Here is a 21,651-nt window from a genome sequence, read left to right as displayed (position 1 = left end):
CGGGAAGGTGAGCCGCTTCGCGTTGGGAACGACGCTAACCGGGAGGTCGCAGGTGCGGTTGTTCGTCTTTGGACTGGGATATGCGGCGCGCGCTGTCGTGGAAGCGGCGGGCGCGCCGTTCCTTGCCACGACGCGTGACGGGCGCGACGGGACCATCCGCTTCGACGACGAGGCCGCGGTAACGGCGGGGCTGGCGGCGAGCACGCATGTGCTGTCGTCGGTGCCGCCCGACGACGCGGGCGATCCGGTGCTGCGGCACTATACGGGCGAGCTGGCCGGGCGCTGGCTGGGCTATCTTTCGTCGACCGGCGTCTATGGCGATACCGGCGGAGCGTGGGTGGACGAGCATGCTGCCGCCGACCGCGGGCGGCGGCCGTTGCGCAATGTCGCCGACGCCGGCTGGGTCGCGGCGGGGGCGCGGGTCTTCCGCTTGCCCGGCATCTACGGCCCGGGCCGCTCACCGCTCGACCGGGTGGCGCAGGGCGAGGCGCATCGCACCGGCATTGCGGGGCAGGTGTTCAGCCGCGTGCATGTCGCGGACCTGGCACGCGGCGTTATCGCCGGGTTCGACGCGCCGGCGGGGGCGTACAATCTCGCCGATGATCTCCCGGCGGCGCAGGACGATGTCGTCGCTCATGCCGCGCAATTGCTGGGCCTCGCGCCGCCACCGGTTGTGCCGCTGGAACAGCTGTCGCCGGCCGCGCGCGGCTTCCATGCCGAGAATCGCCGCGTGGCCAACGGCAAGGCGAAGCGCGTGTTGAACTGGCAGCCGCGCTACCCCGATTATCGTGCCGGCCTGCGCGCGCTGAGCGCCACCACCAGCCCGACCGCGGCCAGCCCCGCTCCCGCCGCCGCGAGCAGCGTCCAGCGATAGCCCTCGAAGACGGTCGACAGCAGCATCGCGATGACCGGGACGATCACGCCGTTATAGGCGGCCTTGGCCGGGCCGATCGTGCGGATGATGCGGAAATACAAGGTGAAGGCGAGCGCCGAGGCGACAATGCCGAGGTACAGCACGCCCGCGACATAGCCGGGGCGGAGATCGAAGACCGGCGCGCCGGTGGTACCCCACGCCCAGCCGGCGTCGATCGCCGCGCCGATCAGCATCGCGGTGGCGAGCGTCGGGATCATCGGATAGCGCGTCGCGGTCTTTGTCGCCTGCATGACGTTGGCGGTGGAGGCGGACAGGATCGCGCAGAGGGTGAAGGCGATGCCGATCAGCGATTCGGCCGGCCCGCCGGGATCGCTGCGCGCTTCCTTGATGAACAGCAGCGCCACCCCGCCCATCGCAATCGCGGATCCGACCAGCAATTGCCGCCCGAGCCGCTGCCCAAGAAAGATGCGGGCGAACAGGGCGTTAGGGACGAGTAGCAGCGCGAAGATCACCGCGACCAGTCCCGAGGTGATATGCTCCTCGGCGCGATAAACGAAGTTAAAGTTGAGCACGAACTGGAAGACGCCGAGCAATGCGGCGAAGCGCCAGAAACCGGATTGCCCGAACAACACGCGCGTGCCGGGGGCGCGCTGCCACGCCGCCACCGCCGCCAGCGTCACGCCGGCGACGAGAAAGCGGTAGCTGACCGACCAGCTCGCCGGCACCGCGACCGCGCCGCCGTGGAGCTGGTCGCGGATCACGATCCAGGTCGAGCCCCAGATCAGTACCACCAGCGCGAACGGCACCAGCACCGCAGCGCGGGTGCTGTTGGGTGGATCGGCGGGACTCATCCGAGCGCGGCGATCGCGTCGGCAAGCGGGCGGATGTCCGCAGGCCGCTGGTTCCAGCTGACCACCAGCCGCGCCTCACCCACGCCCCAGTCGTAGAAATCGAATCCGGCGGTGCGCAGGCGCGCGGCCTCATCGGCGGTGACGCGCAGAAACACTTCGTTTGCCTCGACCGGGTGGAGCAGCCGCGCGCCCGCCGCCTGCGCGAGCAGCGCCGCGCCGGCATTGGCGTTGCGCGCGCACTTCAACCACACGTCGTCATCGAGCATCGCGAGCAATTGCGCGGCGAGATAGCGACCCTTTGACAATAGATGCCCGGCGCGCTTGCGGCGATAGAGCGTCGCGTCGGCGAGGGCGTGATCGAAGAACACCAACGCCTCGGCGTTCATGCCACCGTTTTTGACGAAGCCGAAGCTGAGCACATCCGCCCCGCCGCGCCACGTGAGGTCGGCGGGTGACGCACCGGTCGAGACGACCGCATTGGCGAAGCGTGCGCCGTCGATATGGAAGCCGAGCCTGCGCTCTTTCGCCAGCGCGCCGAGCGCCGCCACCTCGGCGGGCGTGTAGACGCGGCCATATTCAGTGGCGTTGGTGATCGACAGCGCGTGCGGGCGCTGTTGGTGGACGTCATAGCGCTGGCGATCAAGCACCGCCGCGGCGGTGATGGGGGTCAGCTTGGCGCCGGCGCCCTCGGCCAGCAGCAGCTTGGCGCCATGCGTGTAGAATTCGGGTGCGCCGCATTCGTCATTCTGGATATGCGCCTCGCGGTGGCAGACCACCGACCCGTGCGGCGGGCACAAGGCGGCGAGCGCGAGGCAATTGGCGGCGGTGCCGCTCGGCACCCACAACACGCGCACGGCGGTTTCGAACAGCGCCGAGAAACGTTCGTCGAGCGCCTTCGACCAGCGATCGCCGTCATAGGCAGTGTCGAGCATGTCGGCCGCGGCGATTGCGCCCAGCACGGCAGGGTGAACCGGGGCGGCGTTGTCGGAAAAGAAGCGCATGATCCGTGCCTTCGGACAGGCATGCGGGCGGGTCAATATGCTTGCGGCGGGGACGACGCCGCGCAGTGGGTCGGGCGACCCGCTGGCGGGGCGGACCAGTGTCGTCGGATCGCGGAAATGGACCGTCACCCGGTCGCTCCAAAAGCCTGGCCGGGCGGGTTGCTGGATATCAAGACATAAGGATATCTTTATATCACTGTTGACAGCGTGTCGCCGATCGTGTCCAACCCGTTCGTCGAGGTTCCTCATCCCAGGCGTGGCGATGGGGCTAAGACGGGAAGCCGGTGATGCCTTTCGGGGCAGAGTCCGGCGCTGCCCCCGCAACTGTAAGCGGCGAGCGGCGGCTCCAATTCGTGTCACTGGGCGCCCGCGAGGCGCCCGGGAAGGCCGGAGCCACCGTGTTGACCCGTGAGCCAGGAGACCTGCCTCCGACGCTATAACGTTCCTCGGACGGGGGTTCCTCCGGCGGATCGCGCTCGACGCATGGCGCGTGGCGTATCGCCGCCCACGCCGGATCACGCCTGGCGCGCTCTTCCGTGATCCCTGCCCGTACAAGCAGGTGAGTCATGACGAATAGCGGCTTCACGTTCACGATCAGCAGCATCGCCTTCGACGAGGATTATCGTCCCGCCGACAATACCCGCATCACTACCAATTTCGCGAACCTGGCGCGCGGCGCGTGTCGTCAGGACAATCTGCGCAAGACGCTCGCGATGATCGATCATCGATTTAATTCATTGATGCATTGGGATAATCCGGCTGGAGACCGATATAAGGTCGAGTTGCGGATCATCTCGGCCGCGCTGCAAATCGCGGACGGTGGTGCCGATGATGCCTTTCCGCTGATCGAGATTCTGCACACCGCGGTGGTCGATCGGCGCAGGGGCACCCGCACCGACGGCATGGTCGGCAACAACTTCTCGTCGTATATCCGCGATTACGACTTCAGCGTCGTGTTGCCGGAGCATTCACGAAGCAACGGCCATGGTCGCCCGCCTGAAGAATTCGGTGATCTGCACGGCAACCTTTTCAAACGCTTTTTGACCTCGGCCGCCTATCGCGACAATTTTACCAAGCCGCCGGTGATCTGCCTGAGCGTGTCGAGCAAGCAGGCTTATCAGCGCACTGCGAATGTCCATCCGATCCTCGGCGTCGAATATCGCACCGCCGATATCTCCCCGACCGACGGCTATTTCGCAAAAATGGGAATGAGCGCGCGATATTTCATGCCGCCGCACGGCGTCGCGCCACTGGCCTTCTATCACATCGGTGATCTGGTCGGCGATTATACCGATCTGGAACTCGCCAGCACGATCAGCACGATGGAGACGTTCCAGAAAATCTATCGGCCCGAGATCTACAATGCCAATTCAGTCGCCGCCGAACAATACCGGCCGAGCCTGACCTATCAGGATTATTCGCTCACGCGCATCGTCTATGATCGCGAGGAACGCAGTCGGCTGGCGGTCGAGCAGGGCCGATTTGCCGAAGAGCAATTCATCAAGCCGCATGGCGCAGCACTTGCGCGCTGGTCCGCGAGCGGCGCGCTTTAATCCCGACGATTGCGAGAAGGTACTGACCATGACGACATTATTGCCGACGACGACCGCAGGCAGCCTGCCGAAGCCGGGATGGCTGGCACAGCCCGAAACGCTGTGGTCGCCGTGGAAGCTGGAGGGGGCGGAACTGGCGAGCGGCAAGCGTGACGCGCTGCGGCTGGCGGTCGACGATCAGCGGCAGGCCGGGATCACGATCGTCGGCGACGGCGAGCAGACCCGCCAGCATTTCGTCACGACCTTCGTCGAGCATCTGAGCGGGGTCGATTTCAGCAGGCGCGAGGTGGTCAGAATCCGCAATCGCTATGACGCCAGCGTGCCGACCGTCACCGCCGCGGTGTCGCGCCCGTCGCCGGTGTTCGTCGAGGACGCCAGGTTCCTGCGCGCGCAGACCGATCAGCCAATCAAATGGACGCTGCCGGGGCCGATGACGATGATCGATACGCTCCACGACGACCATTACCGCAGCCGCGAGAAGCTGGCGTGGGAATTCGCGTGCATCCTGAACGAGGAAGCGCGCGAACTGGAGGCGGCGGGCGTCGGCATCATCCAGTTCGATGAGCCGGCGTTCAACGTCTTCTTCGACGAGGCGAACGACTGGGGAATCGAGACCCTGGAACGCGCGGCCGAAGGGCTGACGGCCGAGACGGCGGTGCACATCTGCTATGGCTATGGGATCAAGGCCAATACCGACTGGAAGAAGACGCTCGGATCCGAATGGCGGCAGTATGAACGGACCTTCCCCCGTCTGCAGGCGTCGACGATCGACATCATCTCGCTCGAGTGTCAGAATTCGCGGGTGCCGATGGAGCTGGTCGAACTGGTCCGCGGCAAGAAGGTGATGGTCGGCGCGATCGACGTGGCTACCGAGACGGTCGAAACGCCGGAGCAGGTCGCCGACACGCTGCGCAAGGCGCTGGCGTTCGTGGATGCCGACAAGCTGCTTCCCGCCACCAATTGCGGCATGGCGCCGCTGTCACGCGATGTTGCGCGCGGGAAGCTGCATGCGCTGGCGGCCGGGGCCGCGATCGTCCGTGCGGAATTGCAGGACTGACGATCCCTCGCGCGGCTGGACCGCGGGCTCGAACGGGAAAGGGGCGCGGGATCGCCCCCACGGCCCTTTCCGATCAATCGTGTCCGATCAAACGAAGCGCAACACCGTCTTGCGGCGCATGGCATAGCCGATCACGCCGAAGCCCAGGATCATCATCGCCTAGGTGGCGGGCTTTGGGACGGCGGCGGTGCTCGTGACGAACACGGTAGCGCCCGAACCGCCCGAGGGGTTGAGCGTGATCGACGTCAGATTGACGGCATCGATCTTGTAGAAGGTCGTGCTCTTGCCCACGCCATTCGGCCGCCATTGCCCATATGCACCCCAGGTTAGGTGATCCCGTTCAGCGCTTCGGTGAAGCTGATCGTCGAGCCGGCTTGCGAGCCAACCGAAACCTTTATCTGTGCCGGGATGGCGCCATACTTGATGTCGGCGCTGGTACAGCCAAGCGCATCGAGCGCGGCATTGGCGGTAGTGTTCGAGTTGGCGCTGTTGCTCAGCACGTTGCCGTTGTCGCGGCCATAGCAGCTGACGAGCGACGATCCACCGGTGAACGACACGTCTGACGCGCAGCCGCCCCCGCCGGTTGACACGTCGGTGTCCGCGAGCGTCGGCGCGCTGACCAGGCAAGTACCGAGTGCGAGCGCAACGGATTGCAATTTCATGAACTTCCGCCCTTGAAGCCGGGCGTGGCGCCCTGATCGCAAAACGTTACGCTTTGAGTCTGCTTGATTCTAAGTTCGATCCGAGAAAGTTTTGTGCCTCGTGGCCGAAGCCGTCCTAAATCGCGAAGCCGCGCGGCTAGGCCGGGGTTTTCGCTGATGGGCGGGGCAAGGATTCGGATCAGACCCCGACTTCTCCAACACAATCCCCTGAAGTCAGACATTGTGGCGGAGGCATCCTCCGCCGGTGTTACCTGGCGCGATGGCCCGCTATCCTCCCGGCCTTGTCATCGCACGTGCCGTTATGTGATCCCGCACGAGACGTAGCGAAACAGGGGTGACGAGTGACTTGGCTTGGGATCACAGCATTAGCGACGACGGCGCTCGCGCTAACGGCGGGCGCGAGAGCGCAGATTCCTTCTTCGCCAATACCTTCGGCGTCTCAAACGCCATCACCAACATGGGCTGGAAGTCGCGTGTACGCCTTCGAGTTGGGGTACGTTCTCGATCTAAATTCAAATCAGAGGGCTCGCCCACCTAAGAGGTTCGCCGAGGTGAAAGATTGCTCCGACCGAGACTATTTTTGCGTGGACGAAGTCGGAGGTGATGCAAGAAAAATTTTCAGCTTCGTGGTTCCGAAGCGCTGCAGCGACCCAACGACCGGAACAAATTGGACGTTGGGATCGGTTCGTACAACAGTAATTGCGTCCGAGGCCAAATCCGGGATGTACTTCATCGCTCCTTCCAAGAGGAGTTCTGTGGTTTATCGTTGGCACCCGGTCTCGGGTATCGTTTCAATCATCGTTGGCCAAAAGGACGAGGATATCGCTGGCCAAATAGCAGCGGCTCACGGCATCCCTGCGGACCAGCTTGAAAATGCCAGTGCGTTGATCACCTTTGACAATCTCGCCGGATGCAACGGCCGATAGATTAGATGCGGATAAGCGACTTCGGTAATCAACGGGCACTGAGGCGGAGGTACCCTCCACCTCAATCGGCAGGTGCCGTTTGAAATCGCGTCTCTTCTCGCAGGTCTGGCCGGGGTCGATACCCCGACCGCTACCCCTCAAATTGGCGCTTCGTTGTCAGGCGTCCAGTCTGGCTACGATCCGAAGGCGGAGCGGCGCAAATAGCCGTGGATGCTTGATTGTCAATTGGCCGGTCCGGCGGCGGCCCGCAGTTACCTGTTTTGGAACGATTATTTCGGTGGGGTGCAAGTCGTGAATGAGTTTGCAATGATATATTTATCTTGCATCAAGTTTATTCGCAGGCTTTGATGTTGATGGCGTGTTATTACCTGGCATGGCGACGTTCGATATTATAATTGCTGATGCAATTTCCTTGGCTTACACCGAAGAATACCCCTCAATCGAGATCGCGAGAGACGCCACCGTACGTGCCGCCATCAAGATGATGTTGGAAAGTCCGTCGCATAAAGGCGGTCGGATAGCCGATTGTGCGGTGGTCGATCATGACGGCAGCCAAGAGCGCTCGTTTACAGTTGCCTTGTCGATCCTCGACTATGTTTGATCAGTTGATGGGATTAAGCCCAATCAAAGCCGCTCCTTGTAAGTCTGATTAGTTGGCGTCGCGCCGTCGGAGCCTCGTTGCGTTCGACCCGCGCCTCCTCGCTTACAGCCCAAGCTTTGGCGTCGGCCTTGGTGGCGAATGTACGGCTTTGTGCAGGATGACCCTTCCTGCGAATCTGGACAGACCGGCGCTGCCTCGCTTTGTGATCGTCGCCACTCTCAACCTCGCGCTTCGAAATTGCTTCACGAGCGACGGCCAAGGCCGATTTAAAGGCGGGACTCACCGACGGGAGAGACAAAAAATGCCAGCTTCCCCAAGGGGATGCTGGCATTTTTAGATGGTGGGCGTGGCAAGGATTGAACTTGCGACCCCTGCGATGTCAACACAGTGCTCTACCACTGAGCTACACGCCCTCCGTAGGGGTGCGCCTCTAACGACTGGGTCGGAGGCGCGCAAGCGGCTTTTTACGCTTTTGTCGCCAATCTTGTCAGATCAGCTCGTTCGCGGTGCCGGTGTCGAACAGCCGGTCAACCTCCAGCACCAGGTCGCGCAGGTGGAACGGCTTCGACAGGACACGCGCCTGCGGCATCGCATTGCCGGCCTTCAGCGTGACCGCGGCGAACCCGGTGATGAACATCACCCGCATCCCCGGTGCCAGCTCCTGCGCCTTCTGCGCCAGCTCGATCCCATCCATCTCGGGCATCACGATGTCGGTGAGCAACAGGTCAAACCGCTCGCTTTCCAGCAGCGGCAGCGCGGCGGTGCCACGATCGACCGACGTGACATGATAGCCCGAACGCTCGAGCGCACGCCCGAGATATTCGCGCATTACCGCATCGTCTTCGGCCAGCAGAATCCGTATCATCGCAACCACAACTCCCGTTCGCGGCATAATATGCCCGAGGAGCGTTGATTTTTCCATCAGCGGACATGGTGAACGGCTGACCCACGACGACACGTTGCAGCGACGCGGCGGCTTCCATAGGGTGGGTGGGAATGACGCGTTCCTTCCGCATGTTCGGCGAGATGCTGCCCGAGAGCCCGGTGGTGCTGTCGGTGCCACACGCGGGACGCGAGTATCCCGCGACATTGCGGATGGCGCTGCGCGCGCCGCTGGCGAGTCTCGCGGCGCTGGAGGATCGACATGTCGATGCGATCGCGCTGGCGGCCCGGGGCGAGGAGACGCTGCTGCTCCAGACGCTGCCGCGCGCCTGGATCGACCTGAACCGTGCTGAGGACGAACGCGATCCGCTGCTCGACGAGGGGGCCTGCCGCGGGGCGGGGGTGTCGGCGAAGGTGCGTGCCGGCATCGGCCTGGTGCCCCGGCGAACAGCGGCGGCGGGTGAGTTGTGGCGATGCCGGTTGAGCGCCGCCGAGGTAGAGGCGCGGATCGCCGCCGACCACCGGCCCTATCACGAGACGCTGTCGCAGGCACTGGAGGCGGCGCGGGCGCGCTTCGGCTGTGCAGTGTTGCTCGATGTTCATTCCATGCCGCCGATTGCGGGCGGACGGGCGCGGGTCGTGATTGGCGACCGTTTCGGGCGCGCCGCGGGCGCGCGGTTCGTGGCAAGGATCGAGGAGGCGCTGGGGCGCGAGGGGCTGCACCATTCGCTCAACACGCCTTATGCCGGCGGGCATATCCTGGAACGCCACGCCGCGCCGCAGATCGGCATCCACGCGATCCAATTGGAAATTGATCGCGCGCTCTACCTCGATCGCCGGCTCGATCAGCCTGGGACCGGTGCTGCTGCGGCCGCGCGAATGCTGCGTGCGGTAATCGATGCATTGACCGAACAGGCGTTGAGCGACGGCGCGATTGCCGGACCGATCGCGGATGCGGCCGAGTAGAAGCGTCCCATAAAAAAACCACCGGGTGCTTGCACCCGGTGGCCAAGGTTCAGGGAGGAGACACGCCGAAGCGTGTCATACGGGCCCGCGAAAGGGGGGACACGAGCGCCGTACATGCTTAACTTAGGGAGTTCGCTTTTGGTTGCAAGTGCCGAACTGTAAAAGGTTGATCGGGCACGACGAACCGCCGCGTCGTGCAAGGCGGGGTAGGGCAACCACCGAGTCGAGGGCAGCCGCAGCCCCCGCCTGCGCGGGGCTGCGGGTCAGCTCAGCGCGCGCCGCGTGGAAGTATCCGTAGCAGGATCGAATCGCGCAGGATCAAGTGATGGCGTAACGCGGCGGCGACGTGGAGCAGCACCAGCACCAGCATCGTCCAGCCGAGGATTTCATGCACTTCGTGGCCCGCGCTCGCGCCGCTGGCGTCGACGGGGAGGTAGGGCAGATCGGCCACGCCGAACCAGCTGAGCGGGCGGCGACCCTCCGGACCGGAGACCATTGCCCAGCCCGACAACGGCATTAGGAGCAGCAAGGCATACAGAGCCCAGTGCGTCGCATGGGCGGCACCGCGCTCCCACGCGGGGGTAAAGGCAGGCAGCGGCGGCGGGCGATGCAGCAACCGCCACGCGACCCGCAGCACGGTTAGCGCCAAAACGGTGATGCCGATCGCCTTGTGCCCGGGCATCCACGCCCTGAGCGCCGGGATCGCATCATGTCCGATCCCGACGATCAGGTTGACGATTACAAGCAGCGCAATCGTCCAGTGGAAGGCGATGGCAACCGCGGAATACCGCTCGTTCACGGGCAATCGGGTGGCCATCGCATTCCCTTTCATCAGGCGTTGAGCTGCGGCTGCGGCATCTTGCCCAGCTTGACCTGGCGCGCGAAAATCTCGCGCATCAACGCCAGCGAGAACAGGTGCGCGTAGAGCAGCGGGAGCATCCCCGACTGCGAGATCTTGCGCAGTTGATCGCCGCGCAGCTCCGACAGCTTTTTCTCGTCGATCATCTGGAAGCCGCGATACACGAACGGCTGTTCAATGCCGTCCTGCTGGATGGTGACCTCACCCTCCATTAGCAGATCTAGTTCCTTGATCTCCTTCATGAACTGACCGGTGCGCGCAGCGGCCTGCTCGAAGTTCTCGTTGAACTTGAGGATGTTCTGCGTCAGCTCCGACGGCTGGCCATCGGTAAAGAGCGCATCGCCCTCCTCGAACGCGCCGATCGTCGGCGACGACGGGTCGAAGCACAGCGACAGCTCGTCGGCGTCAGGACGCAGTCGCGCCAGCATGTACGGATAGCGGCGAATATAGGCGGGAACGTAGATCGTCTCGTCGTTCAGCCGGCCTTCTTCCGAGACGAAGACGTTGACGCCCTCGTTCAGGCCCATCAGCGCGATCGGAATCGCCTCGTCGCCCGACGAGAAGACGATCGGCATATGCCGCTGAATCAGTGGAAATTCCTCAACCGTAACCGGGATCGCATGCTGGTTGACCAGAAATGGCGCGGTGTCGGACGGCTTCACCTTGAAGTTGGCGTGAACCTCGCTCGAGAGCGGCTCGAGGCCATTGTAGAAAAGCGGAAGTTGCGGCGCGCTGGCCATGAGAATCTCCAGAACGGACGGTATCGTGTGCATTTGCGCAAGGGGACGTCACGTCCTGCCGCCCCCCCGGACAGCGCAGGTGCTATTGAATGGGCGCGTCCGGCGCAAGCGTGACGAGCTTTCCCGGGTTGAACAGTTCGTGCGGATCGAAGGCGCGCTTGATCGCGCGCAACGCCGCCAGCCGCGCGGGCGGGCCGAGCCGTTCCAGCTCGCGCCGCTTCATCTGACCGATGCCGTGTTCGGCCGAGAACGACCCGCCGGCCGCGACGACAAGGTCGTGGACGAAGGCGGAGACGACCGGCACCTGCTCGGCATACCAACGGCTTGGGTCGGTGTCGGGAGCGGCGCGAACGTGGAAGTGGACATTGCCGTCGCCGAGATGCCCGAACCCCGAGGCGCGGGTGCCGGGGAAGCGCGCCTCGCATGCCGCCGCCGCCTCGACCATGAAGCGCGGCATCGCGTCGACCGGCACCGAGAGGTCGTGCTGCGCGGCAGGGCCGGTGGCGCGTTCCGCATCGGAGATTGATTCGCGCATCCGCCAGAACGCCCCGGCCTGCGCCTCGCTGGCGGCGAGCGTGGCGTCGGCGGCGATGCCGTCCGCCAGCGCGGCGGCGAGCACGCGCTCGACCAGCGCGGCGGGGTTTTCCTCAAGGGTGTCGGCGGTGACTTCGAGCAGGACGTGCCACGGGTGCTCGCCCGCCAGCGGTGCGCGCGTGCCGGGGATGTAGGCGAGCACCGCTGCAAGCGATTCGGCGGGGAGCAGCTCGAAACTCTCCAGCGCCGGCGTGGCGCGCTGGAAGCGGCGCAGCAGTGTCAACGCCGCGGCGGGCGAGGCAAGGCCGACCCACGCCACGCAGCGCGCCGCGACCGCGGGCACCAGCCGCAGCGTCGCAGCGGTGACGACGCCGAGCGTGCCCTCCGCACCGATCAGCAGCTGGTCGATATCATAGCCACGATTGTCCTTCTTGAGCGCCGACAGCCCGTCGTACAGCGACCCGTCGGGCAGCACCGCCTCCACCCCGGCGACCAGCGCGCGCATCGTTCCGAAGCGCAGCACCTGCGTGCCACCGGCGTTGGTCGAAACCAACCCGCCGACGGTCGCGACGCCCTTCGCTCCCAGCGACAGCGGGAAGCGGCGACCTTGCTCCAGCGCGGCGGCGTGGAGATTGGACAGGATCACCCCGGCCTCTGCGATCGCCAGCCCGGCTTCGGCGTCTAGCGCGCGGATGCGGTTCAGGCGGCGCAGCGACAGGATCGCGGCGCGGCCGTCGCCAGGCGGGGTCGCGCCGCCGACCATCGAGCTGTTGCCGCCCTGCGGCACGAGCGGCACGCCTTCCTCGCGTGCGGCGGTGACAATCGCCTGCACCTCCGCGACTGAGCCGGGGGCGAGCAGCAGCGACGCATGACCGTGGAAGCGGCGGCGCCAGTCGGTGAGCAGCGGCGCGATCACGTCGGGATCGGTGACGATCGTGCGTGGCGCGACGTGTGGCGCCAGCCGGTCGGCGAGGCGGGAGAGCGCGGAGGGCGGTGCGGAGGCGATGGTCATGCGATTTCTCTTGGCTGCCGGGCGATGTGCGTCCAATTCATCACATGTTCAACCGTCGATGGTCAGTGCTGCTGCCCCAAGATGACCTTGCGTAATTCGTCCGTTCTGCTGCTTATTCCGGCGGTGCCGTTCGTGCTGTCGGCGAGCCCGCCGCAGCTCGATGGCGTGGAATATGCGCAACTTACGATTCACGAGCGGCTGATTATCCGCGTGCCCCGCGTCTCGCCCGCCCCGATGCGCGGGCGCGGCGTGCCGCCGCCGCCGCAGGTGCGCTGGGACGAGAAGAAGGGGCCGGCGTGTGTGGCGATGAACACGCTGACGGGGGCGGCGGTGGAGCGTGAGGGGGAGGTCGATCTGGTGGTGGGCGGTGCGCGGCGGATCCGCGCCAAGCTGGATGACGACTGCCCGACGCTTGATTTCTATCGCGGATTCTATCTGAAGCCGACCGCCGACGGGCAGTTGTGCGCGCGGCGCGACGGCATCCGGTCACGATCGGGTGCCTATTGCGCGGTGACGCGCTTTCGTGCGCTGACGCCCCGAAAGGCCAGCAAATAGCCCGCCACGCGGCGGCGAGGGCGCAAATTTCTTGACTTTGCGGCGTGGATCGGGAAGCGCAGGGAGCGATGGGAACCGCCACGCCGCGCCACCCGACAGCCCGGACATCCGCATGAGCTTTGCCGACCTCGGCCTTTCCGACGAACTTCTCCGCGCCGTCGGCGACACCGGCTATACCGAGCCGACGCCGATCCAAGCGAGCGCGATCCCGCCGGTGCTGATGATGCGCGACATCATCGGCATCGCGCAGACCGGCACGGGCAAGACCGCCAGCTTCGTGCTGCCGATGATCGACATCCTGGCGCACGGGCGCAGCCGCGCGCGGATGCCGCGCAGCCTGATCCTGGAGCCGACCCGCGAACTCGCCGCGCAGGTCGCCGAGAATTTCGAGACATACGGCAAATATCACAAGCTGAGCATGGCGCTGCTGATCGGTGGCGTGCAGATGGGCGATCAGGTCAAGGCGCTGGAAAAGGGCGTCGACGTGCTGATCGCGACGCCGGGCCGCCTCATGGACCTGTTCGGGCGCGGCAAGATTCTGCTGACCGGCTGTTCGATGCTGGTGATCGACGAGGCGGACCGGATGCTCGACATGGGGTTCATCCCCGATATCGAAGAAATCTGCACCAAGCTGCCCGCGCAGCGCCAGACGTTGCTGTTCAGCGCGACGATGCCGGCGCCGATCAAGAAGCTGGCCGACCGCTTCCTCAACAATCCCAAGACGATCGAGGTCGCACGCCCCGCCTCGACCAACATCAACATCACCCAGTGGGTGGTGCCGGTGAAGGGCCCGTCGTTCGAGAAGCGCAAGGCGCTCCGCGCGCTGCTGGGGCAGGAGGAGGTGCGCACCGCGATCATCTTCTGCAACCGCAAGACGACGGTGCGCGAGCTGAACAAGAGTCTGCGCGAGCACGGTTTTTCCAGCAGCGAGATCCATGGCGACATGGACCAGCCGGCGCGCGTCGCCGAACTGGAGCGGTTCAAGAAGGGCGACGTCAACATTCTGGTCGCGAGCGACGTCGCGGCACGCGGGCTGGACGTGAAGGGCGTGAGCCACGTCTTCAACTATGATGCGCCGTGGCATCCCGATGATTACGTCCATCGCATCGGACGCACCGGGCGCGGCGGCGCCACCGGGGTCGCCTATACGTTCGTCGGGCCGGACGACGCCGAGAATATCGACAATATCGAGAAGCTGACCGGGCAGAAGATATCGCGGGTCGCCGACGTGCCCGACGCACCGGCCGCCGCGCCGCGCGAGGAAGCGCCGCGTCGCGAACGCTCCCGCCGGCGCGAGCGGGTGGTGGAAGAGGCGTCGCGCGTCGAGGTACGCGAGGAAGCGCCGCCGCGCGAGCAGCGGCCGCGCCGCGACCGCGACGAGCGCCCGCGTGGGCGCGAGCGGGACCGTGACCGTACGCCGGCGCCGGCCGAGGTGGCGGACGACGGCGGCTGGAACGGGCCGGTGCCGGACTTCCTGAGCGTCCGCCTTCGCTACTGATCCGTGCCCGTCGCCGGGTTGACCGGTGGCGGTGGTTCGTGGCAGGGACGGCCGCGTCGCGGGTATAGTACAATGGTAGTACAGCAGCCTTCCAAGCTGAATACACGGGTTCGATTCCCGTTACCCGCTCCATCCTCCCGATCATCCGTGCCCCAGGCGCGCCCGCCGCTAACCTGCGATGGCGCGCGGGCGATGTTTTACAGTTTGTAAATGATTGTTGCGCCTGTGTTATGTCCCCTCTAGGCGTTAAGCATAATTAAAAACAGACGGATCGCATTCCACACGACAACAGGCGGGGAATGGATTCATGAAGACGATCGCGACGGCTGCGCTATGCAGCATGATACTGGCCGCGCCGGCCACCGCGGCAACGATGACGTTCAGCGGCGTCAACGGCAAAGTGACCCAAGCGACCTACACCGAGGATGGGATTACCGCGACCAGCATCGACGGCGATTTCTGGGGATATCCGGACGGCGGCCAGTTGCACCTTGACCCGGACGGTTATCAAAACAGCACGTATGATTTCACCTTTGCCGGTGGGCTCTTCACGCTCGCCAGCCTGGACGTCAGCTTTGCCTCCGATAGCGCGCTGGGGACGTTCACAGCCTATGATGCTGCGGATCAGATCGTCGGGAGTGCCAGCTTTTCCGGCGCGACCACCGGCGCGCGAACTTTTTCACTGACCAATATCTCACGTCTGCGGCTGGTGAACACCGGCAGTCACATGAGCATCGACAATCTGACGGTGAATGCCGCCGGCGCGGTGCCCGAACCGGCGACATGGGCGATGATGGTGGCGGGTTTCGGCGTGGCAGGCGCGGCGTTGCGCCGCCGTTCGCGTGCGACGGTGCGCGTCATGGCCTGAGATCGCGCAAGAATGCGAGCCCCGGCCCGGTTATCGTGCCGGGGCGCATCTTCCGCTTGACAGCGTGACGCTCTTCTAGTACAAAAAGAGAACATCGAGATGGTGTCTAAACGGGCCGGGCGGCTCGGGGCTGCGGCCCCGGTCGCGCCGGCCCGATTGCGTTTCGGCGCGGGTGACGGCGGGCGGGAGGGCGCAGATGGGTGAGGTGGCGGTAAGCGGTGGCGGGTCGCCGGCGGGTGGCGACGTCGAAGGTGCGGCCAAGAGGTCGCAGCGGTGGTCGCGTGAGGATCGGCTGACCTTCTTCGATCATTTCGCGATCAGCGGCGATGTCGCGAAGGCCGCGGCCGCCGCGGGGAAGACGGCGCGGTCGGCCTATGCGCTGCGTCGTCGCAGCACGAGCTTCGGTGCGCAGTGGCGGCTGGCGCTGGACGATGCCTATGAACGGATGGAGGCCGCGCTGGTGCGGCAGGTGCTGGGCGATACCGACACGAAGCTGGACGTGTCGGCCGCGTTGCTGCTGCTGGGGCGGCGACCGCCAGCGGTGATCGACGTGGCGACGACGCCGCGAAAGGTCGCCGATCGCAACAGCGCGGGCGCGAAGGCGGAACGCGAGTTGCTGCGGCGGCTGGAGGCGATGTCGAAGCGATCGCGCCCGAAGGCCGCGGAATGAGCGGCGCGGACCCGTATGGCGGGATCGGCGGCATACGGAAGCTGGCGGCGCTCGATGCGGCGGAGCGGAGCGCGGTGCTGTCGTCGCTGAGCGCCGAGGTGAAGATGGAGCTGGCGCAGAACTGGCCGTTGTGGGCGCATGACGGCCAGTTGCCGCCGCCGGGCGACTGGCGCGTATGGGTGATGCAGGCCGGGCGCGGGTTCGGCAAGACGCGGGCCGGCGCGCAATGGGTCGGCGCGATGGCGCGCGCGGTGCCCGGCGCGCGGATCGCGCTGGTCGGCGCGACGATCGAGGATGCGCGCAAGGTGATGGTCGCCGGGCCGAGCGGGGTGGTTGCGGTGGCGCGCGACGACGACGCGGTGGTGTGGCGACCGTCGAGCGGGGAGGTGCGGTTCGGCAATGGTGCGGTCGCGACGCTTTACTCGGCGGCGGCGCCGGAGAAGTTGCGCGGGCCGGAACATCATTTCGCCTGGGCCGACGAACTGGCGAAATGGAGCCATGCCTCGGCGTGGGACAATCTGACGATGGGGTTGCGGCTGGGCGAACTGCCGCGCGTGCTGGTGACGACGACGCCGCGACCGACCGCGTTGATGCGGCGGGTGCGCGCCGCAGCCGGGACGGTGGTGACGCGCGGGAGCACGCGCGACAACCTGCATCTCCCCGACGCCTTCGTGGCGGCGATGGAGGCGAGCTATGGCGGGACGCGGCTGGGGCGGCAGGAACTGGACGGCGAGTTGATCGAGGATGTCGCAGGGGCATTGTGGCCGCGCGCTTTGATCGAGCGCCAGCGCGCGGCGGCGGTACCGGAGCTGACGCGTGTGGTGGTCGGGGTCGATCCGCCGGCGGGCATCGGGGGCGATGCGTGCGGGATCGTCGCCGCCGGGCTGGGGCGTGACGGGCATGGCTATGTGATCGAGGATGCGAGCGTGACGGGCGCGAGCCCCGAACGCTGGGCCGATGCGGTGGTGGCGTGCGCGGCACGGGTGTCGGCGGACCGCGTCGTCGCGGAGGCGAACCAGGGCGGGGCGATGGTGGAGCAGGTGCTGCGCGCGGCGCAGGCGTCGCTGCCGATCCGGCTGGTCCATGCGACGCGCGGCAAGGCGGCGCGCGCCGAGCCGGTCGCGGCGCTCTATGAGCGCGGGCGGGTGTGGCATGCGCGGACGTTTCCGGCGCTGGAGGACGAACTGGCGGGGCTGGTCGCCGGTGGCGGATATGAGGGGCCCGGCCGCTCGCCGGATCGGGCGGATGCGTGCGTGTGGGCGCTGACCGCGCTGATGCTCGACCGGCAGGGTGAGGTGCGGGTGCGGTCGGTTTAGGGGGGGGGCACGTCTCTTCGTCATTGCGAGCATAGTGAGGTAGTCCAAGGGCGGATCAGGACGCTCTGGATTGCCGCGCTGCGCTCGCAATGACGCTCAGGAGGCCGGCCGATGTCGCAATCCACAAGGTGCTTCGAGACGACATCTCGGCTTCGCTCGATGTCTCCTCAGCACGAACGGCATTCTTGAGATCATCTTCTCGGAGAATTCACATGGCTTGGTTCGGATGGAAGTCCGGGCGCGCGGTGGCGCGTCCGGCGTTGGGGCGTGTCGGTGGGGTGGCGCGCCCGATCGGCGAATGGCCGCAGGGCTATGAGGCGCAGGTGCGCGCCGGCTATTGCGCGAATGCGATTGCGCAGCGCGCGGTGAAGCTGGTCGCGGAGGGCGTCGAGGGTGCGCCACTCGACGCCGACGATGCGCGGCTGCGCGCGCTGGCGGGCGGGCGCGGCGTGCTGGAGGCAGTGACGGCGCAATTGCTGTTGCACGGCAATGCCTTCGTGCAGGTGCTGCGCGATGGTGACGGACAGGTGGTGGAGCTGTTCGCGCTGCGCCCCGAGCGGGTGAGCGTCGAGCTGGGCGCCGACGGCTGGCCGGGGGCGTATCTGTACCGCGTCGGGGTGCGGACGACGCGGCTCGACCCCGGCCACGTCATCCATATCCGGCGCTTCAATCCGGTCGACGATCATTATGGGCTCGGGTGTCTTGGCGCGGCATCGGCGGCGATTGCGATCCACAATGCGGCAGCGGCGTGGAGCAAGGCGCTGCTCGACAATGCCGCGCGGCCGTCGGGTGCTTTGGTCTATGATGCCGGCGACGGGTCGGTGCTGAGCCCCGAGCAGTTCCGGCGGCTGCGCGAGGAGATGGAACAGGGCTTCGCGGGCGCCGCCAATGCCGGGCGGCCGATGCTGCTGGAGGGCGGGCTGAAATGGCAGGCGATGAGCCTGACGCCGGCCGATATGGACTTTGCCGGCACCAAGGCGGCGGCGGCGCGCGAGATCGCACTGGCGTTCGGCGTGCCGCCGATGCTGCTGGGGCTGCCGGGTGACAGCACGCACGCCAATTACAAGGAGGCGAACCGCGCGCTGTGGCGGCTGACCGTGCTGCCGCTGGCGGGCGCGATCCTGTCGGCGCTGCGCGACGGGCTGGCGGCGGACTTTCCCGATGCGCGGTTGCAGGTCGATCTCGACCGGGTGCCGGCGCTGGTCGAGGATCGCGCGCAATTGTGGCGGATGGTCGCGGAGGCCGACTTCCTGTCGGCGGACGAGAAGCGCCAGATGGTGGATTGGTCGTGAGCGCTGCCGGGGGGAGCGTGCTGGCGCAATTGCTGGCGCAGGGCTGCGACGAGGGCGCGGAGGTCGCGACCTTGCGGGCGATCGTCGAGGAGGCGGGCGAGTTGGGCGCGGTGCGTGCGCTGACGCGGCTCGGGCTCGCTGACGAGGGCGCTGCGGGGGATGTCGCGGAGTTGCGCGAGCTGTTGCGCGCGTGGCGCGATGCCAAACGCTCGGCGTGGCGTGCGCTGGCGGCATGGGTGATGCGCGTGGTGTTCGCGCTGTTGCTCGCGGGGATTGCGGTGCGGCTGGGGCTCGACGGGCTGCTGAAGCCGGGGGCTCTGAAGTGAGGATCGCGGGGTACGCGGCAGTGTTCGATGCTGTCGACCGCGCGGGCGACGTCTTTCGACCCGGCGCCTTTGTCGACGCCATGCCGGTGCCGCTGTTGATGCAGCATCGCGGCGCGCCGGTCGGCACGGTGATCGCGATCGGCGAGGATGCGCGCGGGCTGCGCGTCGAGGCGGCGGTCGAGGACGGCGAGGTGGCGCGGCTGGTGCGCGCGCGGGCGTTGCCGGGGCTGTCGGTCGGATATCGCGCGCGGGCGGTGCAGCAGGGCGCGTGGCGCGCGATCCTGCGCGCCGAGCTGATCGAGGTGAGCCTGGTGGCGGTGCCGATGCAGCCCACCGCGCGGATCGAGACGATCATCGACCTTTGAGTTTTGCGGGGCCCGCGGGGGGCTCCTTTCATGGAGAAGAGCATGAGCGATACGGTGGTGGCACGCCCGGTGCTGGATGGCGCGCGCGTGGGCGGTGGGGCGGCGTTCGACGGCTTCGTGCGGTCGGGGATCGTGGTCGAGCAGAAGGCGTTCACCGGCGCGACCGGGGACCAGGGCGGCTATGCGGTCCCGAAGGAAATCGATGCGCAGATCGACGCGGTGCTCAAGAGCGCCAGCCCGATCCGCAGCATCGCGAACGTCGTGCAGGTCGGCTCGGCCGGGTATCGCAAGCTGGTGACGACCGGCGGCACGCCGTCGGGCTGGGCGGCGGAGACCGACGCGCGGCCAGTGACCGCGACGCCGACCTTCGTCGAGATCGCGCCGCCGATGGGCGAGCTGTACGCCAATCCGTCCGCGAGCCAGGCGATGCTCGACGATGCGCTGTTCGATGTCGAGGGTTGGCTGGCCGGGGAGATCGCGGCCGAGTTCGCCAAGGCGGAGGGCGCGGCGTTCGTCGGCGGCAATGGCGTCAACCGACCACGCGGGTTCCTGCAGGCGCCGACGGCGGCGGCGGGAGACGCGACGCGCAGCTTCGGGACGCTGCAATATGTGCCGACCGGCACCGCGGCGGACTTCGGTTCCAATGGAGCGGAGCGGCTGATCGATCTGGTGCAGGCGCTGCGCGCGCCATACCGGCAGGGCGCGACCTTCGTGATGAACGCGGCGACCGCGGCGCGCATCCGCAAGTTCAAGACCAGCGACGGGCAGTTCCTGTGGCAGCCCGGCATGGCGGCGGGGCAGCCGGCGAGCCTGCTCGGCTATCCGGTGGTCGAGGCCGAGGACATGCCCGACATCGCGGCGGGCGCGCATGCGGTGGCGTTCGGCAATTTCCGGCTCGGCTATCTGATCGCTGAGCGCAGCGAGACCAACGTGCTGCGCGATCCGTACAGCAACAAGCCGTTCGTGACCTTCTATGCGACCAAGCGCGTCGGCGGGTGCGTGTCGAACAGCGAGGCGATCAAGTTGCTGAGGTTCGCCGCCGCCTAGCCTGCGATTGCGCAAGCGATCGCAGGACCCGGCACGGCCGGGCAGCGGAGGGCGGCAAACGCCGTCCTTCGTCTGACGGCGTTGCCGCATTGGTGAGCGGGACGGGTGCGTGGCGAGATGAACCCCGGCCTGCGCCGGGGTGACGGGAGTTTTGACATGACATTGGTGGCGGGAGCGCCCGGCGTGGTGACGCTGGGGGCGGGGGATCGTGCGCTTGCGCTGGCGGCGGTGCGCGCGGAGTTGCGGGCGGCGACGATCGACGACGATGCGTTGGCACTTGCGTTCGTCGAGGCGGCGCTGGGACTGGCGGAGCAGTTCACCGGACAGGTGTTGATCGTGCGCGAGCTGGTGGCGGAGCTTGGTGCTGCAGCGGGGTGGCAGGTGCTGCCCGCCGCGCCGGTGCGCGCGATCGTCGCCGACGGCGTGGCGGTCGATATCGATGCGCAAGGGATCGGCTGGGTGAAAGGCGATAGCGCGTTGCGAGTCACCTTCACCGCAGGAGTGGCGAGCGGCTGGGCGGAACTGCCTGCGCCGCTGCGGCAGGGAGTCGCGATGCTGGCGGCGCATCTGTTCAGCGATCGTGCCGGGAGCGCGCCGGTGCCGGCGGCGGTCAGCGCCTTGTGGCGGCCGTTTCGCAGCATCGCGCTCGCGCAGCCGGTGCACGCATGAAGCGCGCGGTGGAGCGGTTGCGCGCGCGGGTGGTGGCGCGGCTGCGCGACGTGTTGCCCGAGGCGGAGATCGTCACGCGTGACGATGGCGTCGAGATCGGCGCGCGCGGGCTGAAGCGGCGCTGGGTCGAGGACCCGTCGCTGGCGTGGTGGCGGCACTGATGCGCGCGGCGGTGCTGACGCGGCTGCGCGCGCAGGTGGCGGTGACGCGGGTGTTCGAGAGCGCGGCGGAGAAAGGGGCGGTGCCGTTCCTGACGCTGCGCGACTGGAGCGAGAGCGACTGGGGAACGAAGGACCGCGCCGGGCGCGAGCTGCGCATCGGCGTGGCGGTGCGCGACGCGGGCGAAACCGGCGCGCGTGCGATGGCGCTGGCGGCGGACGCGCAGGCGGCGCTGCTGTCGCTGCCGGGCGTCGCGGGGTGGCGCGTGGTGACGGTGGTGCCGGTGCGCAGCGTGCTGGTGAGCGAGAGCGCGGGGCGCTGGTCGGCGCTGGTCGACGTGCGGGTGCGGATCATGGCGGAGGATTGAG

Annotated in this window: 26 protein-coding genes, 2 tRNA genes and 1 riboswitch; of the genes, 19 read left to right on the top strand and 9 right to left on the bottom strand. The window is 66.9% G+C overall.

All coding sequences use genetic code 11. The features are described from left to right. The first annotated feature begins 52 nt into the window (after nt 1-52). Nucleotides 53-874 (top strand): NAD(P)-dependent oxidoreductase, encoded by an 822-nt coding sequence (locus ACI2JO_RS16345; protein ID WP_404721730.1) that lies wholly within the window; start codon nt 53-55, stop codon nt 872-874. Here ACI2JO_RS16345 and ACI2JO_RS16340 read toward each other — a convergent pair. Both ACI2JO_RS16340 and ACI2JO_RS16335 read right to left on the bottom strand, forming a co-directional pair. Continuing rightward, nucleotides 784-1,725 (bottom strand): DMT family transporter, encoded by a 942-nt coding sequence (locus tag ACI2JO_RS16340; RefSeq protein WP_404721671.1) that lies wholly within the window; start codon nt 1,723-1,725, stop codon nt 784-786. The two genes, ACI2JO_RS16345 and ACI2JO_RS16340, sit on opposite strands and share 91 nt — an antisense overlap. Next, complete coding sequence (locus ACI2JO_RS16335) at nt 1,722-2,726, bottom strand: threonine aldolase family protein (protein ID WP_404721729.1); 1,005 nt, start codon at nt 2,724-2,726, stop codon at nt 1,722-1,724. Before ACI2JO_RS16335 ends, ACI2JO_RS16340 begins: the two co-directional genes overlap by 4 nt. A gap of 221 nt (nt 2,727-2,947) precedes the next feature. Further along, a riboswitch (cobalamin riboswitch) is annotated at nt 2,948-3,171 on the top strand. 121 nt (nt 3,172-3,292) lie between these two features. Between ACI2JO_RS16335 and ACI2JO_RS16330 the strand changes: the two genes are divergently transcribed. Then, on the top strand, nt 3,293-4,279 hold the full coding sequence (locus tag ACI2JO_RS16330; RefSeq protein ID WP_404721670.1) for a putative oxygenase MesX: 987 nt from the start codon (nt 3,293-3,295) through the stop codon (nt 4,277-4,279). Between the two features lie 28 nt (nt 4,280-4,307). Beyond that, a complete protein-coding gene (locus ACI2JO_RS16325) occupies nt 4,308-5,336 on the top strand; it encodes a methionine synthase (protein ID WP_404721669.1) in 1,029 nt (342 codons plus the stop codon). Nucleotides 5,337-5,495: 159 nt separating this feature from the next. On the opposite strand, the gene ACI2JO_RS16320 is transcribed toward ACI2JO_RS16325, so the two are convergent. Further along, nucleotides 5,496-5,627: a hypothetical protein gene (locus tag ACI2JO_RS16320; protein ID WP_404721668.1), complete on the bottom strand. Its 132-nt coding sequence runs from the start codon at nt 5,625-5,627 to the stop codon at nt 5,496-5,498. Between the two features lie 35 nt (nt 5,628-5,662). Next, complete coding sequence (locus ACI2JO_RS16315) at nt 5,663-5,998, bottom strand: hypothetical protein (protein WP_404721667.1); 336 nt, start codon at nt 5,996-5,998, stop codon at nt 5,663-5,665. A gap of 473 nt (nt 5,999-6,471) precedes the next feature. Here ACI2JO_RS16315 and ACI2JO_RS16310 point away from each other — a divergent pair, with 473 nt between their 5' ends. Continuing rightward, entirely contained in the window at nt 6,472-6,924 is a 453-nt protein-coding gene (locus ACI2JO_RS16310; protein ID WP_404721666.1) for a hypothetical protein, read from the top strand. A gap of 373 nt (nt 6,925-7,297) precedes the next feature. Next, nucleotides 7,298-7,525: a hypothetical protein gene (locus tag ACI2JO_RS16305; RefSeq protein WP_404721665.1), complete on the top strand. Its 228-nt coding sequence runs from the start codon at nt 7,298-7,300 to the stop codon at nt 7,523-7,525. Nucleotides 7,526-7,863: 338 nt separating this feature from the next. Here the strand turns inward: ACI2JO_RS16305 and ACI2JO_RS16300 are convergent. After that, a tRNA-Val gene (locus ACI2JO_RS16300) sits at nt 7,864-7,938 on the bottom strand. Nucleotides 7,939-8,012: 74 nt separating this feature from the next. Next, complete coding sequence (gene cpdR / locus ACI2JO_RS16295) at nt 8,013-8,390, bottom strand: cell cycle two-component system response regulator CpdR (protein WP_028967597.1); 378 nt, start codon at nt 8,388-8,390, stop codon at nt 8,013-8,015. Between the two features lie 131 nt (nt 8,391-8,521). On the opposite strand from cpdR, the gene ACI2JO_RS16290 reads away from it, so the two are divergent. After that, nucleotides 8,522-9,373 carry an N-formylglutamate amidohydrolase gene (locus ACI2JO_RS16290; RefSeq protein WP_404721664.1) on the top strand — a complete coding sequence of 284 codons (852 nt, stop codon included), beginning with the start codon at nt 8,522-8,524 and terminating at the stop codon, nt 9,371-9,373. Nucleotides 9,374-9,641: 268 nt separating this feature from the next. On the opposite strand, the gene ACI2JO_RS16285 is transcribed toward ACI2JO_RS16290, so the two are convergent. The 3 genes from ACI2JO_RS16285 to ACI2JO_RS16275 all read right to left on the bottom strand — a co-directional run bounded on the left by ACI2JO_RS16285 (nt 9,642) and on the right by ACI2JO_RS16275 (nt 12,518). After that, nucleotides 9,642-10,190 (bottom strand): cytochrome b, encoded by a 549-nt coding sequence (locus ACI2JO_RS16285; RefSeq protein ID WP_404721663.1) that lies wholly within the window; start codon nt 10,188-10,190, stop codon nt 9,642-9,644. A gap of 14 nt (nt 10,191-10,204) precedes the next feature. Next, nucleotides 10,205-10,972: a SapC family protein gene (locus tag ACI2JO_RS16280; protein WP_404721662.1), complete on the bottom strand. Its 768-nt coding sequence runs from the start codon at nt 10,970-10,972 to the stop codon at nt 10,205-10,207. An 82-nt stretch (nt 10,973-11,054) separates the two neighbouring features. After that, a complete protein-coding gene (locus ACI2JO_RS16275; protein ID WP_404721661.1) occupies nt 11,055-12,518 on the bottom strand; it encodes an FAD-binding oxidoreductase in 1,464 nt (487 codons plus the stop codon). Nucleotides 12,519-12,599: 81 nt separating this feature from the next. Here ACI2JO_RS16275 and ACI2JO_RS16270 point away from each other — a divergent pair, with 81 nt between their 5' ends. From ACI2JO_RS16270 to ACI2JO_RS16210, 13 genes are all read left to right on the top strand, one after another. Beyond that, nucleotides 12,600-13,073: a hypothetical protein gene (locus ACI2JO_RS16270; protein ID WP_404721660.1), complete on the top strand. Its 474-nt coding sequence runs from the start codon at nt 12,600-12,602 to the stop codon at nt 13,071-13,073. Between the two features lie 112 nt (nt 13,074-13,185). Further along, on the top strand, nt 13,186-14,571 hold the full coding sequence (locus tag ACI2JO_RS16265; RefSeq protein ID WP_404721659.1) for a DEAD/DEAH box helicase: 1,386 nt from the start codon (nt 13,186-13,188) through the stop codon (nt 14,569-14,571). Between the two features lie 58 nt (nt 14,572-14,629). Then, nucleotides 14,630-14,703, top strand: a tRNA-Gly gene (locus tag ACI2JO_RS16260). A 175-nt stretch (nt 14,704-14,878) separates the two neighbouring features. Further along, on the top strand, nt 14,879-15,439 hold the full coding sequence (locus ACI2JO_RS16255) for a PEPxxWA-CTERM sorting domain-containing protein (RefSeq protein WP_184507624.1): 561 nt from the start codon (nt 14,879-14,881) through the stop codon (nt 15,437-15,439). A gap of 196 nt (nt 15,440-15,635) precedes the next feature. Beyond that, nucleotides 15,636-16,109: a hypothetical protein gene (locus ACI2JO_RS16250; RefSeq protein WP_184507627.1), complete on the top strand. Its 474-nt coding sequence runs from the start codon at nt 15,636-15,638 to the stop codon at nt 16,107-16,109. Next, entirely contained in the window at nt 16,106-17,425 is a 1,320-nt protein-coding gene (locus ACI2JO_RS16245) for a DNA-packaging protein (RefSeq protein WP_404721658.1), read from the top strand. The genes ACI2JO_RS16250 and ACI2JO_RS16245 overlap by 4 nt, the downstream gene beginning before the upstream one ends. A 212-nt stretch (nt 17,426-17,637) precedes the next feature. Then, complete coding sequence (locus tag ACI2JO_RS16240; protein WP_404721657.1) at nt 17,638-18,717, top strand: phage portal protein; 1,080 nt, start codon at nt 17,638-17,640, stop codon at nt 18,715-18,717. Next, nucleotides 18,714-19,043, top strand: a complete 330-nt coding sequence (locus ACI2JO_RS16235) for a DUF6127 family protein (RefSeq protein ID WP_404721656.1) — start codon at nt 18,714-18,716, stop codon at nt 19,041-19,043. The genes ACI2JO_RS16240 and ACI2JO_RS16235 overlap by 4 nt, the downstream gene beginning before the upstream one ends. A 20-nt stretch (nt 19,044-19,063) precedes the next feature. Continuing rightward, entirely contained in the window at nt 19,064-19,408 is a 345-nt protein-coding gene (locus ACI2JO_RS16230) for an HK97 family phage prohead protease (protein WP_404721655.1), read from the top strand. Between the two features lie 42 nt (nt 19,409-19,450). Further along, complete coding sequence (locus tag ACI2JO_RS16225) at nt 19,451-20,455, top strand: phage major capsid protein (protein ID WP_404721654.1); 1,005 nt, start codon at nt 19,451-19,453, stop codon at nt 20,453-20,455. A gap of 156 nt (nt 20,456-20,611) precedes the next feature. After that, entirely contained in the window at nt 20,612-21,124 is a 513-nt protein-coding gene (locus ACI2JO_RS16220; RefSeq protein WP_404721653.1) for a hypothetical protein, read from the top strand. After that, complete coding sequence (locus ACI2JO_RS16215) at nt 21,121-21,285, top strand: hypothetical protein (RefSeq protein ID WP_404721652.1); 165 nt, start codon at nt 21,121-21,123, stop codon at nt 21,283-21,285. Before ACI2JO_RS16220 ends, ACI2JO_RS16215 begins: the two co-directional genes overlap by 4 nt. After that, complete coding sequence (locus ACI2JO_RS16210) at nt 21,273-21,650, top strand: DUF3168 domain-containing protein (protein WP_404721651.1); 378 nt, start codon at nt 21,273-21,275, stop codon at nt 21,648-21,650. Before ACI2JO_RS16215 ends, ACI2JO_RS16210 begins: the two co-directional genes overlap by 13 nt. Nucleotide 21,651 lies beyond the last annotated feature (1 nt).

Source organism: Sphingomonas sp. NPDC079357, from assembly GCF_044901155.1.
Lineage (GTDB): Bacteria > Pseudomonadota > Alphaproteobacteria > Sphingomonadales > Sphingomonadaceae > Sphingomonas.
Note: the sequence above shows the minus strand (reverse complement) of the source record. Positions and strands in the feature narration are given on the sequence as shown.